We start from the raw sequence: 17,751 nt of genomic DNA on the forward strand, positions 1-17,751 counted from the left end.
CGGCAGCCCGCCCGCGGCATCGGCGGTACTCCGCCGACCGGTCGGCCGGCGTTCAGCTCCCCGCCGCGCGCCAGCCACGCGCTCGTCCGCGCGGGATCACCACCGCCGCCGCGGCCACCAGGGCCACCACCGCGGCACTGCCGGCGGCCACCACCAGCGCGCGGTTGCGGGGCCCGGTCGCGGCGGCCGCCGGGACCACGGCCGCCGCTGGGCGGGGTGGGGTGCCGGGGCTGTCGGGCAGTACGGCGCTCAGCGCGGCGTAGGGGTCGAGTCGGGGCGGTGCGGCCGGGTAGGCGGCCTCCGTCAGCCGCCGCGACACCTCGGCCGCGGACAGCTCCGGATAGCGCGCGCGGACCTGGGCCGCCGCTCCCGCGACATGCGCCGCGGCGAGGGACGCCCCGGAGCCGATGTAGTGGCCCTTGCCCGCCGGGCCGATGCCGACCACGCCGTCCCCCGGTGCCGCGAGGTCCGCGCCGGAGACCACCGGGGCGTTGTCGGGCCGCTTTCCGTCGGGCCCGAAGTCGGTCACCGCCAGCACCCCGGGCGCCGCGGCGGGCCAGTACCAGGGCTCCGGCGTCACCGGCTGCCCGGACCGGTCCTTCGTCAACGCGTCGGGCGCGAGCGGCGCCACAACCAGGGCGTCCTTCTCGCTCGCGTACGCCACCGCGGCCGACAGGACCGCCTTGCCGTCGGCCAGCGCCCCGCCGACGTAGATGACCGCGGCCCCTTCGTCGGCGGCCTCGCGGATCGCGTCCGCGAGCCGCTGGGCGGTGACGCCGCCCCTCTCGTCCGTGCCCCGTACGGCGAGGATCCGGGCCCGGGGCGCCAGCCCCGCCGGCCCGGCCGCACCGCCAGCCTCGGGTGCCGCCGCGATCAGCCCCGCCGCGAAGGTGCCGTGGCCGACGCAGTCGGTGCCCGCGTCCCCGAGGGCCGTCACCCTGCCCGTCAGGCCGGGCGCTTTCTCGCTGACACCGGTGTCCACGACCGCCACGGTCGTCCCGGCCCCCGCCGAGAGGGTCAGCGCCCGGGACGCGCCGAGCGAGGCCAGGGCCCAGGGCTCCGTCTGCACCCGCTGGGTGGAGGCCGTCGCACACGGCTCGTCCGATCCCAACGAGGTCCGTACGGCGGGCAGTTCCACGGATTCGGCCGCCGCGGGGGCGGCCCCGACGGCCACCAGCAGCGCGGCGGCGACCGCCGAAGCGGCCCCGGCGGCCTGCGGGCGGTGGGTTCGAGCGCGCATGGCGCACATCCTAGGCATGCCGCCCATCCCACACCGCGCCGGTGTACCCCGCCATCTCCCCTGCCTGTCCTGGAAGTTGACGGTCGGGGTCCCGTAGCGTGCACCCCGTGTGCGCACCGCCGTACGCCCGCACCGCGACCGGGCGGCGCAGTTCCAACAGGCGCATCATCACAAGGAGGATCACAGCGTGTCACGGCAGTTGCTCAGGGTCTGCCCGGGCCGATCGGACAGTTTCCAGAAGATCGGCGACGCCCTGGCGAAGGCACGCACGGGCGCGGTGATCCGAGTGGCTGCGGGCCGCTACGACGAGAACCTGACCATCAGGACCCGCGTCACCATCGTCGCCGACGGCGAACCGGGCAGCGCCGAGATCTGCCCCCGCCGGGGCACCGCCGTCGTCCTGGTCGCCGACGCCGTCCTGCTCACCGACCTGACGCTGCGGGGCGGCAGCGAGGACCTGCCCGTGGTCGACGCGCCACGCGGCCAGGTCGCCATGGACGGCTGCACGGTCGTCGGCTCGGGCTGGACGGCGGTCCTGGCCAGAGAGTCCGGTTCGCTGGCCCTGCGCGGCTGCCGGATCAGCAACCCGGACGGCGCCGGCGTCGTGGACACGGCCGCCACCGGCAGCATCGTCGCCGACTGCCTCATCGAGAACCTCGGCACGTCCGGCGTCGTCATCGGCGAGGAGGCCGACACGACCGTGCGTGACTGCCGGATCCGCGACGCCCGCGCCAACGGCGTCCTCGCCAACGGCTCGGCGCAGGGTCTGGTGGAGGGCTGCGACATCTCCGCCACCGACAAGCCCGCCATCGCCCTGGAGGGCCGCTGCGCCACCCGTGTCGTCCGCAGCGACGTCCACGACACCACCATCGGCGTCTACGTCACCAGCGGCTCGCGCCCGGTCTTGGAACAGGTCACGGTCACGGACACCTCCGGCCCCGGCATCCTGCTCGGCTCGGCCGCCGATCCGGAGCTGCTGGGCTGTCGTACCGCACGCACCAAGGGCAGCGGACTCGCCGTCACCGAACGCTCCCGGGGCACCTTCCGGGACTGCGACTTCGACAGCGCCGGTGCCCCCGCGATCCGCGTCATCGGTTCCAGCTCGCCGTCCTTCACCCGCGCCACGGTGCGCGACTGCGCCGACAAGGACTGCGCGGTGCTGCTGGAGGACGAGTCGGCGGCGGAGTTCGACTCCCTGCTGATAGCGGATGCGGCCGGCGCCGGCATCCGGATCCGCACCGCGGCCCACCCCCTGCTGCGCCGCGCCCGGATCAGCTCCCCGGGGGGACACGGCGTGGAGGTCGTCGAGGACGGGCGCGGGCGCCTGGAGCACTGCGAGATCGACCGGGCGGGTGCCGCGGCACTGCGGATCGCCTCGGGCGGCCGGCCGGAGATCCGCGACACCGTGCTGCGCGCGGCGGCCGACGCCGCCGTCTCCGTCGGCACGGCGGGCATCGCGGCCCTGCGGGACTGCCGCGTCGAGTCCGGCGCGGGCTCCGGCCTCGTCGTGGACAGCGGCGGCGAACTCTCCGCGCTGCGCACCCAGGTGACGGAGTGCGCCGCCCACGGCGTGCTGGTGTCCAACGGCGGCCGGGCCTCCCTGACCGGCTGTCAGATCACCGGCAACACCGGTGACGGCATCCGTGTCGACAGTTCCGAGCCGGTGACCGCCACCGACTGCACGGTGCGCGACAACCGCGGCGCGGGCCTGCGCCAGACCAGGTTCAGCGACCAGCTCGGGGTGCACGACCTGAGCAGCGCGGGCAACGGCGCACCGGACGCCTGGGGTGACACCTTGCCCGCGGACGTCGCGGCGGCCGGGCCGGGCGGCGGCGAACAGGCCACGGCGCCCCAGGGACCGCTGGAGCAACTGGAGTCGCTCGTCGGACTCGCCGACGTCAAGCATCAGGTGCACACCCTCGTGAACCTCAACCAGCTCGCCCAGCGGCGCCTCCAACTCGGCATGCCCGTCCCGTCGATGAGCCGCCACCTGGTCTTCTCCGGGCCGCCCGGCACCGGCAAGACCACCGTCGCCCGCCTCTACGGAGGCATCCTGGCGGACCTCGGCGTGCTGCGCTCCGGACACCTGGTCGAGGTCTCCCGCGCCGATCTCGTCGCCCAGGTCATCGGCGGGACGGCGATCAAGACCACCGAGGCGTTCAACGACGCCCTCGGGGGCGTGCTGTTCATCGACGAGGCGTACACCCTGCTGTCCGACAGCCGAGGATCGGGCGCCGACTTCGGCCGGGAAGCCGTCGACACCCTGCTGAAGCTGATGGAGGACCACCGCGACGACGTCGTCGTCATCGCGGCCGGATACACCTCCGAGATGGACGCCTTCCTCGCCTCGAACCCGGGCCTTGCCTCGCGCTTCACCCGGACCATCCAGTTCGACAACTACTCGGTCGACGAGCTGGTGACCATCACCGAGAACATGTGCGCGGCGCACCGCTACGAGCTCACCCCGGCGACGCTGGACGCCCTGAGCCGGCACTACGAGCGGATGCCGCGTGACGCCGCCTTCGGCAATGGCCGCGCGGCCCGCAAGGTGTTCGAGGAGATGGTCGACCGGCAGGCCCACCGGCTCGGTGCCATGACCAGTCCGGCGGAGAGCGACCTGAGCCTGCTGCTGCCCGAGGACGTGGCCGCGGACGCCGGTTCCGCCGCCGATACCGGACCGGGCGCCGAGGAGCTCCTCGCCGAACTCGACGCCATGGTCGGCCTGACCGCCGTCAAGAACGAGGTGACCGCCCTGGTCAACCTCCTCACCGCCACCAAGCAGCGCCGGGCCGCCGGCCTGCCCGTCCCGAAGATCAGCCACCATCTGATCTTCTCGGGCCCGCCCGGTACCGGTAAGACCACCGTCGCCCGCCTCTACGCCGACCTCCTGCGCTCCCTCGGTGTCCTGCCCAAGGGCCAGCTCGTCGAGGTCGCACGGGCCGATCTGGTCGGCCGCTACGTCGGCCACACGGCCCAGCTCACCAAGGAAGCCTTCGAACGAGCTCTGGGTGGCGTGCTGTTCGTCGACGAGGCCTACACCCTCACCCCCGAGGGCGCGACCTCCGACTTCGGCCGTGAGGCGGTCGACACCTTGCTGAAGCTGATGGAGGACCACCGCGACGAGGTCGTCGTCATCGCGGCCGGATACACCCGCGAGATGGACCGCTTCCTGGCCTCCAACCCCGGTCTGGCCTCACGGTTCTCGCGGACCGTGGAGTTCGAGAACTACAGCACCCAGGAGCTGCTGGACATCCTCGCCCGCTCCGCCTCGGGCTACGGCTACGACTGCTCGCCGGAAGCCCTCGACGCCCTCGGCGCCCACATCGACGCCCTCCCGCGCGACCGCTCCTTCGGCAACGCGCGCACGGCCCGCCGACTGCTGGAGGCCATGATGACCAACCAGGCCGGCCGCATCGGCGCGCTGCCCGCTCCCGGCCTCGACGACCTGCGCACGCTGCTCCCGGAGGACCTGCCGCCCCGGCCCACGACGACGAGCCCGCGCTGACCCGGCCGCAGGGACGGAAGGCTTCCTGCCGGTCCGGTGATCGCCCGGCTCACCGTCCCGCAGGCGGGCACAGCGCATCCCGGACGTGGGTATCCCCGTCCGCGGCCGGTGTCTTGAGCATGGCTGTCGACGTGTGTCCGCCCCAGCTGCACCGGGCGGACGTTGATGTCTGCATCCGCACGGGATGGGGAGTTGACGCTCTGATCGGCGAACAGACGTGCCAGCAGCGTGATTTGGACGAGATGCATCGGCAGGGCCAACGGGCCGCCGTGGTGGCGGCATTCACTCCGGGACAGGTTTCGAGGAAATCCTGAGCCGAAGGCTCGCGAGTGTGCCGTCGACGCCCCGCCGCTGGAGCTGCCGGGGCGGGCGGGAAGCATGACCAACACCGTGAACTCGCCCCCGCTGCAGCCCCTTTGCGGGTCCGGTTCCCTCCGCGTAGCACCCCGCCCTCGGCCCGAGCACCCCGACCGATCGCCCTGCGGCGGCCGGTCGACCGAGTGCTGCGCGAGGTCTGGACAGCCCCCGGAGGCCGTGTTGTCATACCGCTGTCACAGGATTTCCAACGTTGAAAAGGCCATGCCGGACCCCTCGCCCGGCCATGGCCTCTTGCACGAGGAAAGGTTCGATGACACAACACCCCACCCGCCGCCCGAGACCCGTCTTCCGGGCCCTGCTCGTCGCGGCCGCGCTGACCCTTCCCCCGCTGGGCCTGACGCCCGTCGCCACCGCCGCGGAGCTGCCGAGCGCTCCGTCGGTGTCCGCCGCCGCACCGGCCGCCGTGCAGACACACGGGCTGAAGGGCGAGTACTTCAGCATGTCGGCGCCCGGAGCCCGCGACTTCGCCGAGCTCGGCGGCACCCTCCTCGACCCCCAGATCAACTTCTCCGGACTGACCAGCACCTTCCAGGAGCTGACCGGCCGGACGGAACACACCACCGCACGGTGGACGGGACGGATAGCAGCACCCGCGACCGCCGACTACACCTTCCACGCCATCGGCGACAACGGCTTCCGGCTGTACATCGATGGCAAACCCGTCATCGACCACTGGGTGGGCGACTGGGACAGGGAGCAGACCAGCGCTCCCGTCCACCTGACCGCCGGCGAACAGCACGACTTCCGCCTGGAGATGTTCCAGGACACCGGCGGAGCCAACATGTTCCTGCGCTGGTCGACACCGACGCTGTCCAAGCAGCTCGTGCCCATGTCGGCGTTCACGCCACCGGACGACTTCGAGGTCTACCCGGTCGAACCGACCGTCGCCGCGGACGGCAAGCGGCTGCGACTGCGCTTCGACGGTGCGGTCGGCAGCCTCCAGGCCGTCAAGGACCATCTGGAGATCCAGGCCGACACCACCGCCATGCCCCTCCAGTCGGTGTCGGCCTACCCCGACGACCCCGCCTCGCTCCTCGTCACGCTCTCCGCGGCGATCCAGCAGAATCAGGCGGTCAGGCTCTCCTACGACGGTGAGGGCGGCCTGACGGTCGGCGGTGAGCCCGTGCCGAAGCTGATCCGCTACGCCGAGAACGCCTCCGCCCACCGGCTCACCACCCAGTGGGGCGACAAGCTCGACACCAGGCATCCGCTGCCGGAGTACCCGCGCCCGCAGCAGGTGCGCTCCGCCTGGAAGAACCTCAACGGGCCCTGGCAGTTCAGCGCCGCCGCGGCGGGCGAGGCCCCGGTGTTCGGCAAGGAACTCGACGAGAAGATCATCGTGCCGTTCGCCGTCGAGTCCCAGCTGTCGGGACTGGAGCGCCACGAGGACCACATGTTCTACCGCAAGCTCGTCGACGTCCCCAGCGCCTGGAAGGTCGGCAAGAGCGGACAGGCCAACCGGCTGAAGCTCAACTTCGGCGCCGTGGACTACCGGGCCACCGTGTACGTGAACGGCACCGAGGTCGCCCAGCACACCGGCGGTTACAACGCGTTCGGCATCGACATCACCGACGCCCTCAAGGGCACCGGCCCGCAGGAGATCGTCGTCGCGGTCACCGACACCGGCGGCGCCGACCAGCCCATGGGCAAGCAGTCCACCAACCCCGGCGGCATCTTCTACACCCAGACCTCCGGCATCTGGCAGACCGTGTGGATGGAACCCGTCGCCGCCACGTCCATCGACGACATCGTCACCACCCCCGACATCGACACCGGCACGCTGGCCGTGACGGTCGACGCCGACGACGCCTCCCCCGCCGCCCGCGTCGAAGCCGTCGCCCGCGACGCGCACGGCAAGGTCGTCGGCCGGGTCAGCGGTCCGGCCGGCAAGCAGTTGACGCTGCCCGTCGCCAAGCAGCACCTGTGGAGCCCGGACGATCCCTACCTCTACGACCTCGACGTCAAGCTCACCGACGGCCGCGCCACCGACAAGGTCCGCAGCTACTTCGGCATGCGCGAGGTCGGCATCGAGAAGGTCGGCGGCTTCAACAAGCTGGTCCTCAACGGCAAGCCGATCTTCTCGCTCGCCACCCTCGACCAGGGCTTCTGGCCCGACGGCCTGTACACCGCGCCCAGCGACGAGGCCCTCGCCTTCGATCTCGAGGCGCACAAGAAGCTCGGCTTCAACGCCGTCCGCAAACACATCAAGGTCGAGCCGGCCCGCTGGTTCTACCACGCCGACAAGCTCGGACTGCTCGTCTGGCAGGACTTCGTCTCCGGCAACATCACGAACGAGACGGGCCAGAAAGCCTTCGTGGACCAGGGCAGGGAGATGATGCGCCAGCACCACAACTCGCCCTCCGTCATCGGCTGGATCGTCTTCAACGAGGGCTGGGGCGAGTGGAGCCGCGAGGAGACCGGGCGTATCGCCGAGGCGGTGCAGGCCGCCGACCCGTCGCGCGTCGTCAACGCCCACAGCGGTGTCAACTGCTGTAACTCCAAGGGGGATTCCGGCAAGGGCGACATCGTCGACCACCACGACTACAACAACACCGACCCCGCCTTCCCGGACGGCACCCGCGCCGCCGTCGACGGCGAGCACGGCGGATTCGTGCTGCGCACCCCGGGCCACATGTGGCCGGGCGCCCCGACCGTCATCTACAGCGGCGTCGATTCCAAGGCGGAGCTGACCCGCAAGTACGTCGAGAACACCGAGCAGTTCTACCTCGCCCAGGCCGGCGCGGAACTGTCCGGATCGGTCTACACCCAGATCACCGACCTGGAGAACGAGCTCAACGGCCTGTACACCTACGACCGTCGGGAGATCAAGGTCGACGCGGCCCAGGTGCGGGCGATCAACCGCAAGGTGATCGCGGCGGGCGCCGCGGCCGGCTCGCACAAGCCGCTGACCGGGGGCGGCCACTGGTCCCTGGACGAGAACACCGGCACGACCGCCGCGGACCAGGGTCCCAACGCCCAGCCCCTGACCCTGCGCGAGGGCACCACCTGGACCTCCGGCATCAGCGGCAGCGCCCTGAAGTTCGACGGTCAGAAGCAGTACGCCGAGACCGCCGGGCCCGTCCTCGACACCGCGGGCAGCTACTCGGTGGCCGCCTGGGTCCGCCTCGACCAGCTCCCCGGCAACTACGCCACCGCGGTCAGCCAGGACTCCCGCGCCACGGCCAACCCCTTCTACCTCCAGTACGGCCACGGCACCTTCGCCTTCAGCACGCCCGGTGAGCGCCGCGCCCAGGTGACCCTGGCGGCGGAGACGGGCCGCTGGTACCACCTCGTGGGCGTGCGGGACGCCACGACCGACGAGATCCGGCTCTACGTCGACGGACACCTCGCGGCCACCACCACCGGGGGTGCCGCCTACCCGAGCACCGGCCCGCTGACCGTGGGCCGCGCCCACTGGGACGGCGCGAACGTCGACTTCTGGAACGGCGCGGTGGACGAGGTCCACGCCTTCGACAGGGCACTGAGCGACACGGAGGTGAGCGGCCTGTACGGGGACGAGAAGCCCTGATCCCGGACGCGGGAAGGGCGCGGCCCCGACGGGAGGTCCACTCCCCCGCCGGGGCCGCGTCCTTGTGCTTCAGAGGCAGGTCACGGTGCCCAGGGCGCCTCCACCGCCCATGTGGTGTCCTCGGTGAACAGGGCCGGGGTGTCGTAGGTGTGTGTGCCGCCCGGGGTCGCCAGCCAGAGTTCGGCGTTGTAGTGGCGCAGGTACTGCTCGGGGAAGTTGTACGCGGACAGGCGAACGCCTCCGTTCGCGCCGGGGACCGGGCAGAAGGTGGCGTCGGCGCGGAACAGGTCGGTGGTGCCGGATTCCTTGTAGACGCGGTAGTCGCGGTGGCGCAGGTACTGGCCGGGGTAGTTGCGGGACTCGAAGCTGTAGCAGGTGTTGTTCGCCAGACCGGGGACGATCTTCCAGGTGGCGTCGTTCTTGAGCAGGGCGTCACTGCCGCCGTTGACGACCTCGGTGAAGACCGCGCCGTCCTTGTGGCGCAGGTAGCGGTCGGTGTGACCGGGAGTCGTCACGCGCAGGGACTTGTACTGGCCGGCGGGCAGGGTGACCGGGGCGGTGGTGCCCTTCGAGGCGTCGATCAGCGCCCGGTTCGCGGCCCGCACCCTGGCCTCGTCGACCTTGACCACCTGACGGTCGTAGGTGAGCAGGCCGTTGGCCTCGTTCTCCACGTCGGTGATCTCGGTGTACACCGATGCGGACAGACCGCGCGGCATGCGGACCTGGCGGATGGCGTCGAGCAGGCCCACGAGCCGGTTGTCGAGGTTGGCCTGGCTGGGCTGGTCCTCGTAGCTGAAGCCGCCGCCGGGGTACCACTCGTGGCCGGCGACCTTGTAGCCCAGTCCGCCGAACTCGCCGAGCACCGCGGCCCGGGTGGTACTGGGCACGGTGATGCCCGGCCCGACGTAGACGTGGTGGTCGACGAGGTCGCCGTTGCCGCCGTCGACGGCGCCGCAGCAGTTGACGCCGCTCATGTTGTCGACGAGCCGCGAGGGGTCGTACGCCTTCACCTCGTCGGCGATGCGGGCCTGGTCGTACTGGCCCCAGCCCTCGTTCTGGTTGACCCACACGACGAGTGAGGGAGAGCTGCGGTGCTGGTCGATGATCCGGTCGTACTCGGCCTCCCACTGGGTGCGGGCGGCGCTGTCGGGGGTGCGCAGGTCCATGGCGGGCATGTCCTGCCACACCAGCAGTCCGAGCCGGTCGGCCCAGTAGAACCAGCGCTGCGGCTCCACCTTGATGTGCTTGCGGACCATGTTGAAGCCCAGGTCCTTGTGCTTTTGCAGGTCGTGGCGGAGCGCTGCGTCGGTGGGCGCGGTGTAGATGCCGTCGGGCCAGTAGCCCTGGTCCAGGGTGCCGGTCTGGAAGACGAACCTGCCGTTGAGAACGGGCCGCAGATGGCCGCCGACGCTCGCCAGGCCGATGGTGCGCATGCCGGTGTAGCTGCCGACGGAGTCCACGACGGTGGAGCCGGAGAGCAGGTCGGCCTTGACGTCGTACAGGAACGGGTCGTCCGGGGTCCACAGATGGGGGTTCGGGACGGGGACGGTGAACTCGCCGCCGACCGCGCCGGTGGCCGTGCCGACGGTGGTGCCGCCGGTGGAGACGGTGACGCGGGCCTGGTGGCCGCTGATGCCGGTGCCGTGCACGGTGACCTTCAGCCTGCTGTTCGCCGGGTCCGGGACCAGGTCGAGGCGGGTGACGGCGGCGGCGGCGGTCGGCTCCAGCCACACCGTCTGCCAGATGCCGGAGGCGGCGGTGTAGAAGATGCCCCCGCCGGAGTGCGGGGCGACATCACGGATGCGCTGCTTGCCGATGGCCTGGTTGCCGGTCTCGGTGGGGTCCCAGACGGAGACGACCAGGGTGTTGCTGCCGCCGCTCAGCAGGTCGGTGATGTCGAAGGAGAAGGCGTCGTAGCCGCCGCTGTGCACGGCTCCGGCCGAGCGGCCGTTGACCCAGACGCTGGTCCGCCAGTCGCTGGCACCGAAGTTGAGCTGCACGCGGCGGCCGTTCCAGCCCGCGGGGACGGTGAAGGTGCGCTTGTACCAGAGCTTGTCGTTCTGCGTGATCTTCCGCTGGATGCCGGAGAGAGCGGACTCGGCGACGAAGGGGACGCGGATCTGTTCGGTGAACGTGGCGGGCTGACCGGCGTCGGCCGCGGTGACGGCGAAGTCCCAGATGCCGTTGAGGTTGGCCCAGTCGGGGCGGGTCAGCTGGGGCCGGGGGTATTCGGGCAGCGGCGTGTCGGTGGGGACCTGGTCGGTCCACGGAGTGGTCAGCGGCGACGGCTTGGGGGTCCATGCCTGCGCGGCGGCGGTCGCGGTCCCGGCGACCGTCAGGGCCAGGCCGGCCACCGTCGCGAGCACGGCCGACACGGTGGTCGCCCACCGCAGACGGCGTCTCAGCCGGGCCGACGGCCCTTGGCATGCGGGTACTCGACGCATCATGGCTCCTTGAGTGGTGGGGGCGGGGAGACGTGCGCGTGCGAAAGGCGGCCGGGCATGAGCGTCCGACCGCCTGGACCCGGAGGCGGCGGCAGAGCTGTGGGCCTGCCGCCGTCCGGGGTCTGTCACATCAGCCGGCGTCTGCGGCCCAGCCAGGTCTGGGCGATGACGACCACGGCCAGGAAGGCGCCGCTGACGACCTGTTGGTAGGAGGAGTCCAGGGAGCCGATCTGGTTGATGACGTTCTGGATGACCTTCAGCAGCAGCACCCCGACCAGCGAGCCGCTTACGTGGCCGAGGCCGCCGGTGAGCAGGGTGCCGCCGATGACGACGGCGGAGATGGCCTCCAGCTCCATGCCGTTGCCGAGGATGGTCACCCCGGACGCCAGCCAGGCGGCGTTCAACGCGCCCGCCAGGCCCGCCAGGAGCCCGGACAGGGTGTACACGAGGATCTTGGTGCGGGCCACCGGGGCGCCCATCAGGGCCGCCGCGTCCTCGTTGCCGCCGACGGCGTACACGTGCTGTCCGAAGCGGGTACGGCGCAGGACGACGGCGCCGGCGACGAACAGCGCCAGGGTGATCCAGACCGGGTTGCCGAGGCCGAGGGTCTTGCCCTGTCCGAGGTCGGCCAGCACCGAGCCCTTGCCGATGAGGTAGGTGTCGGCGCCCTCGTCGGTCAGCGCCAGCAGCAGCCCGCGCGCGCCCAGCATGGCGGCGAGGGTGACGATGAAGGGCGCCAGCCGGGACCGGGCGACCAGCAGACCGTTGACGACGCCGATGAGCCCGCAGACCGCGAGCGGAAGCAGCAGCGCCACCAGCGTGCCGTGCCGCGAACCCCAGGCGGCCAGGACACCGCCGAGGGCGAAGAGGGAGCCGACGGAGAGGTCGATGCCGCCGGTGATGATGACGAAGGTCATGCCGAGGGCGACGATCGCGAGGAAGGCCGAACTGGTCGCCATGTTGCCCAGGTTGTCGCCGGTGGCGAAGGAGTCGAAGGAGAACGACGCCGCCAGGGAGACGAGGACGAGGACGGCCAGTGCGCCGTGCTGCTGGATCAGTGCGCTCAGCCGCTCGGCGCGGGCGGAGCCCACCGGCTGGGCGGTCTTCCCGGGTTCGATGCTCGCGGTGGTCACGGGCGGGTCCGTCTCGGTCGTGGTCATCGCTTCCCCCGTCCCCGCGCCGCGTAGACCGCGGCGACGATCACGACGGCCTGCGCGATCTGGGTCCAGGACGGCGGCAGGTCGTGCTTGATGAGCGTGGCGGTCAGCAGCTGGATGAGGACGGCGCCGGCCACGGTTCCGGCGATGTTGACCCGCCCGCCGGTCAGCGGGGTGCCGCCGACCACCACCGCCGTGATCGCGGACAGTTCCATCAGGTTGCCCAGCGAGGTCGGGTCGCTGGCCTGGAGCCTGGCGGTGGCCAGCACGCCCGCGACCGCCGCCAGCAGCGCGCTGACGACGTACACGACGATCAGGACCCGGCGTACGGGCAGACCGGCGAGCTGGGCCGCGGGGCGGCTGTCGCCGACGGCGAGCAGCTGGCGCCCGAAGGTGGTGCGGCGGACGACGAACGCCACCAGCAGCGCCAGTACGGCGGCGATCAGGATCAGATACGGCACGCCCAGGACGTCACCCGAGCCGAGGGACGCCAGGGCGGGGTTGCGCAGGTCCTTCAGCTGGGGCAGCAGCACCAGCGCCAGGCCGCGGCCGCCGACCATCAACGCCAGCGTGGCGACGATGGGCTGGACCCCGATGAGCGCCACCAGCGCGCCGTTGGCCACCCCGGCCCCGGCCGCGAACAGGGCGACGACGAGCAGGGCGGGCAGCAGGCCGTAGCCGAGGTAGAGGGCGGTGACGGAGGCGGCCAGCGCCATCACCGCGCCGACGGACAGATCGACGCCCTCCGTGCCGATGACCAGCGCCATGCCGAGCGCGACGATGATGACCGGGGCGACCTGGACGGCCTGGGTGCGGAAGTTCTCCGCGGACAGGAAGTGCGGGGTGATGACGACGTTGACGACGAGCAGGGCGCCCACGCCGGCGTAGACGCCGTAGGTCTGGAGCCATTGCAGGACGCGGTTCTTGTCGAACGGGACGGTGCGCAGGGCGGCTTCAGCCATCGACGGCGGCCTCCTCGTGGGCGTCGCGCGCGGGGGCGTCCCCGGCGATGGTGCGCATCAGTTTCTCCTCGGTGACGTCGTCGCCGGTCAACTCGCCGACCACTGCCCCGTCCTTCAGTACGACCACGCGGTCGGACCCTTCGATCAGTTCCTCCAGGTCGGAGGAGATGAGCAGGACGCCCAGGCCGTCGGCGGCCAGTTCGTCGACGAGTTTCTGCACCTCGGCCTTGGCTCCGACGTCGATGCCCCGTGTCGGTTCGTCGAGGAGGAGCACCTTGGGGTGCATGGCGAGCCAGCGGGCGAGCAGCACCTTCTGCTGGTTGCCGCCGGAGAGTTCGCCGACCTTCTGGTGCGGTGAGGACGCCTTGATGCGCAGCCGTTCGACGAAGGTGTCCACGACGGAGTCGACGCGGGCCTCGGAGACGAGGCCGAAACGGGACAGGCGCGGCAGGACGGCGAGGGCGATGTTCTCGCGCACCGACAGGCCCGGGACGATGCCCTCGCTCTTGCGGTCCTCGGGCAACAGGCTGATGCCGGCGCGGAGGGCGGCCGGGGTGGATCCCGTGCGCAGCGGCACACCGGCGACGGTGACACCGCCCGAACGGGTGGGCAGGGCACCGGCGATGGCCTTGGCCGTCTCGGTGCGGCCGGAGCCGAGCAGACCGCCGAGTCCGACGACCTCGCCGGGACGGATGCCCAGCGACACGCCGTGCAGCTTGTGAGGCACCGTCAAGTGGCGTGCTTCCAGCACTGGTTCGGTGCCGGCCGCGCCGTGGTCACCGGTGAACTTGGTCAGGCCCTCCGCGCGGACCTCGCCCAGGTCCCGGCCGAGCATCGTCGACACCAGGGCCAGGCGGTCGAGTTCGGCCAGTTCGCCGTGGTGGACGCGGCTGCCGTCGCGCAGCACGGTGACGGTGTCGCACACGGCGTACAGCTCGTCGAGGCGATGGCTGACGTAGACCACGGCGATGCCCGCATCGCGCAGGCGGCGGATGACGGTGAAGAGGGTTTCCACCTCACGGGGTTCGAGGGAGGAGGTCGGCTCGTCCATGATGACGATCCGGGCGTCGGTGGCGACGGCGCGGGCCAGGGCAACCATCTGCTGGGCGCCGACTCCGAGGGTGCGCAGCGGGCGGCGGACGTCCACCCGCACTCCGTAGGTGCGCAGAGTCTCCTCGGCCTGCCGGTTCATGCGTGACACGTCCAGCACCCCGAGGCGGTTGCGGGGTTCGCGGCCCAGGAACAGGTTGCGGGCGACGCTGAGCAGCGGAATGAGGTTGACCTCTTGGTAGATGGTGGAGATGCCCGCCTTCTGCGCCTCGAGCGGGGTGGCGAAGGAGACCGTTCGGCCCTGGAGGACGATCTCGCCCGCGTCGGGCCGGTACACGCCGGTGAGGAGTTTGATGAGGGTCGACTTGCCGGCGCCGTTCTCGCCGATCAGGGCGTGGACCTCACCGGCGTGCAGGGTGAGGTCCACGCCGTCCAGGGCCCGGACGCCGGGGAAGGTCTTGCTCAGTCCGCGGACGGCGAGGACTTCGGCGGGGGATGCCACCGTGTGCCTCCAGAATGCGAGGAAGGGATGACCGGAGGGGGCGGAGCGGGGCGGCGGTCGGCGCGGGAGCCCGGCGGACCGGGCCCACGCGATCGATCGGTCAGCGGGCCTTGCCTCAGTAGGCCTTGCCGAGGTCGCCCTTGGCGTTGTCCGCGGTGTAGGCGCCGTCCTCGATAACGATGTCCTGGGCGACTTCCTCGCCCTTGGTGAAGGTGTCCAGGGTCTGGAAGGCCAGCGGGCCGAAGCGCGGGTTGGACTCGATGACCCCGCTGATCCAGCCGTCCACGATGCCCTGGACCGCGTTCCGGGTGCCGTCGACCGTGACGATCCTGACGTCGCCGGCCTTCTTGCCCGCGCCCTTCAGCGCGGCGACGGCGCCGAGGCCCATCTCGTCGTTCTCGGCGTAGATCCCCTTGATGCCGGGCTTGGACTGGATGAGCTGCTCGGTGACCTGCTGACCCTTCTCGCGGGCGAAGTCACCGGTCTGTTCGAAGACCACCTTCAGCCCAGGCGCCTTCTCCGCGATCCGGTCCTTGAAGCCCTTGGTGCGCTCGGTGGTGACGTTGTTGCCGGCCGCGCCGAGCAGGATCGCCACCTCGCCCTTGCCTCCGGTGGCCTCGATCATCTGGTCGGCGGCACGCTTGCCCTGCTCGACGAAGTCGGAGGCGATGAAGGAGACGTAGTCCTTGCAGGCGGTGGCGTTGATCTTGCGGTCGATGGTGACGATGGGGACCTTCTTGGCCGCGGCGGCCTGCAGGACCGGGTCCCAGCCGTCGGAGTTCAGGGGCGCGATGACCAGCAGGTCGACGCCCTTGGCGAGCAGGTCCTGCACATCGCTGATCTGCTTGGAGAACTGCGACTGGGCGTTGGCCGTCAGCAGTTTGACGCCGCGCTTGCTCGCCTCGTCCTTGATGGACTGCGTCTCGGCGATGCGGAACGGGTTGGCTTCCTTCTCCGACTGGGAGAAGCCGACGGTGGCGTTCTCGAGGTCGAGCTTCTCGGCGCCGTAGGCGTCGATGGTGCAGGTCTCGGCGTCCGCTGCGGGTGAGGCGACCTTCTGTTCCGAGTCCGCGGCGGCCGAGGTGGCGGAGTCGTTCGACGCGTCGTCCTCCGACTTGGCGCAGGAGGTTGCGGTCAGTGCCACCGCCGCGGCCAGCGAGAGGAGAACTGGACGGGCGAGGAGGCGACGGCGGTGTGTGGTGCGCTGCATGGTGACCCCGATCCGGGCGACGCTGAAGGGCAACTGGGCGGCGGTGAGCGAGCAGAGGCCGAGCACAAGTCGAGCAGGAACGTCGAGCAGAACATCGAGCAGAACGTCGAGCAGGGTGGCGCTTCTCCCCCGGCGGACGTGCTGTTCGACCCGCCGCACAGAGGTTTTTACATCGTTGGAAGGATGCTGTAAACCCCTTGTGCACACGCCGGCAGCCGAACGTCAGGCGCCGGTCGCATCGGAAGCCCGGGGCGGCACCGTTGAGAGACGGCGTCACGCCGCAAGCACGTGGCGGCACGGATACGGCCGCCACACGGCCCGTCGGTAGCCATAGACAACGCCCTTGCACAAAAGGTGAGTTGGGCACGACTGGAGAACCGGGCGCGCGGCCCGAACGGGCACGTTCCGCTGCGTACGGCCCCGCACCCACGCCCGAACGGCGTCAGTCGCGTCGAGGGAACGCCCGGCTCAGGCACCTGCGAAGCACACCGGCAGCAGCGTCCACGCGCCCCGCCGCGAGCGCGTTCACACGCCACGCCTGGGACCTGCGGACCGCCACGACGCGACACAGGACCACCGCGCAGGGCCAGTGCCCGGCGCACGCGGAATCCTCCACCGCCGGTGGCGAATCAGCCGCGCACGCCCCGCCCCGAGCCTTGCTGGCGACCTGCGCGAAGCCCGTCCGGGCGCCCGCGCATCACCCCTGCCGGCCCCCGCCCGGTACGGAGCGGCCCAGCGTGCTCTCCCGCTCGACCAGGCGGTAGTCCGCCCACACCCGGCGGGGTTCGGGTGGCGTCCCGCCGCCCAGGCGGGCCAGCACCGACTCGACCGCGAGCCGGCCGATGGCTTCCTTGTCCGGCGACACGGAGGTGAGCGTCACCGCGCCGAACCGTCCCTCGACGACGTCGTCGAAGCCGACGACCGCGATGTCCTCGGGCACTCTCAGCCCGCGTTCGTGCAGCACGCGCATCGCACCGATGGCCATCGGGTCGTTGTAGGCGAAGACCGCGTCCGGACGTCGGCCCGACTCCAGGATGCGGGCCATGGCCGTCGCCCCGTCCATGTGGCCCCAGCCGTCGGTGGCCGCGACCAGCCCCTCGTCGGCCGGGAGACCCGCGGCGGAGAGTTCCTCACGCCAGCCGCGGATGCGCAGTTGGGCGGGTTCGCTGCGTCCTCGCCGCGCACCGATGAACGCCACCTCGCGTCGCCCCAGGCCGACGAGGTGCCGTACCGCGGCGCGGGCGGCGGCGACGTTGTCGATGGCGATGTGGTCGTACGGCAGGCCGTAGTCCCGTTCGCCGAGCAGCACCAGGGGGACGTTCTCCGTCCGGTCGCGCAGGTCCTCCGTCTCCAGCTCGATGGGGCTGAGGATGAGCCCGTCGATCACTCTCGCCCGGAAGCCCTGGCTGACCAGCACCTCCTGTTCACGCAGGCCGCCGGTGTGATCCAGCAGCACGATGTAGTCGTGCGCCGAGGCGGCGTCGATGACGGCCGCGGCGAGCTCGGCGAAATAGGGGTTGCCGAGTTCGGGCAGTGCGAGCGCGATGATGCCGGTGCGCCCTTTGCGCAGATGCCGAGCGGCGAGGTTGGGCTGGTAGCCGAGGGCGTCGATCGACTGCTGGACGCGCTCACGCATGGCCGGTGTGACATGCCGGTAGTTGTTCACCACGTTGGAGACGGTCTTGATCGAGACCCCAGCGTGCGCGGCAACGTCCTTGAGGCTGACCCGCACGGCATTCCCTTCAACAGCGTCCCGGCCGGAAGCGGCCGGTGA

Annotated in this window: 10 protein-coding genes; 3 read left to right on the plus strand and 7 right to left on the minus strand. The window is 71.4% G+C overall.

All coding sequences use genetic code 11. The features are described from left to right. Nucleotides 1–52: 52 nt before the first annotated feature. Nucleotides 53–1,240, minus strand: a complete 1,188-nt coding sequence (locus tag DI272_RS02095) for a S8 family serine peptidase (protein ID WP_109493417.1) — start codon at nt 1,238–1,240, stop codon at nt 53–55. Between the two features lie 187 nt (nt 1,241–1,427). On the opposite strand from DI272_RS02095, the gene DI272_RS02100 reads away from it, so the two are divergent. From DI272_RS02100 to DI272_RS02105, 3 genes are all read left to right on the plus strand, one after another. Further along, nucleotides 1,428–4,745 carry a right-handed parallel beta-helix repeat-containing protein gene (locus DI272_RS02100; protein WP_109500635.1) on the plus strand — a complete coding sequence of 1,106 codons (3,318 nt, stop codon included), beginning with the start codon at nt 1,428–1,430 and terminating at the stop codon, nt 4,743–4,745. Between the two features lie 119 nt (nt 4,746–4,864). Beyond that, a complete protein-coding gene (locus DI272_RS46140; protein WP_375138021.1) occupies nt 4,865–5,059 on the plus strand; it encodes a nucleotidyltransferase domain-containing protein in 195 nt (64 codons plus the stop codon). A gap of 314 nt (nt 5,060–5,373) precedes the next feature. Next, nucleotides 5,374–8,652, plus strand: coding sequence for a LamG-like jellyroll fold domain-containing protein (locus tag DI272_RS02105; protein ID WP_109493418.1), 3,279 nt, complete (start codon nt 5,374–5,376; stop codon nt 8,650–8,652). 80 nt (nt 8,653–8,732) lie between these two features. Here DI272_RS02105 and DI272_RS02110 read toward each other — a convergent pair whose 3' ends face one another. From DI272_RS02110 to DI272_RS02135, 6 genes are all read right to left on the minus strand, one after another. Continuing rightward, nucleotides 8,733–11,096, minus strand: a complete 2,364-nt coding sequence (locus tag DI272_RS02110) for an AbfB domain-containing protein (RefSeq protein ID WP_109493419.1) — start codon at nt 11,094–11,096, stop codon at nt 8,733–8,735. Between the two features lie 125 nt (nt 11,097–11,221). After that, a complete protein-coding gene (locus DI272_RS02115) occupies nt 11,222–12,256 on the minus strand; it encodes an ABC transporter permease (RefSeq protein WP_109493420.1) in 1,035 nt (344 codons plus the stop codon). Continuing rightward, on the minus strand, nt 12,253–13,215 hold the full coding sequence (locus DI272_RS02120) for an ABC transporter permease (protein ID WP_109493421.1): 963 nt from the start codon (nt 13,213–13,215) through the stop codon (nt 12,253–12,255). Before DI272_RS02120 ends, DI272_RS02115 begins: the two co-directional genes overlap by 4 nt. Continuing rightward, entirely contained in the window at nt 13,208–14,767 is a 1,560-nt protein-coding gene (locus tag DI272_RS02125; protein WP_109493422.1) for a sugar ABC transporter ATP-binding protein, read from the minus strand. Before DI272_RS02125 ends, DI272_RS02120 begins: the two co-directional genes overlap by 8 nt. A 115-nt stretch (nt 14,768–14,882) precedes the next feature. Next, the gene (locus tag DI272_RS02130; RefSeq protein WP_109500636.1) at nt 14,883–15,977 is read right to left on the minus strand and encodes an ABC transporter substrate-binding protein; all 1,095 of its coding nucleotides are present in this window, start codon (nt 15,975–15,977) and stop codon (nt 14,883–14,885) included. Nucleotides 15,978–16,674: 697 nt separating this feature from the next. Then, nucleotides 16,675–17,709 (minus strand): LacI family DNA-binding transcriptional regulator, encoded by a 1,035-nt coding sequence (locus tag DI272_RS02135; RefSeq protein WP_109493423.1) that lies wholly within the window; start codon nt 17,707–17,709, stop codon nt 16,675–16,677. Nucleotides 17,710–17,751 lie beyond the last annotated feature (42 nt).

The sequence above is a fragment of the Streptomyces sp. Act143 genome, assembly GCF_003143935.1.
Classification (GTDB): domain Bacteria; phylum Actinomycetota; class Actinomycetes; order Streptomycetales; family Streptomycetaceae; genus Streptomyces.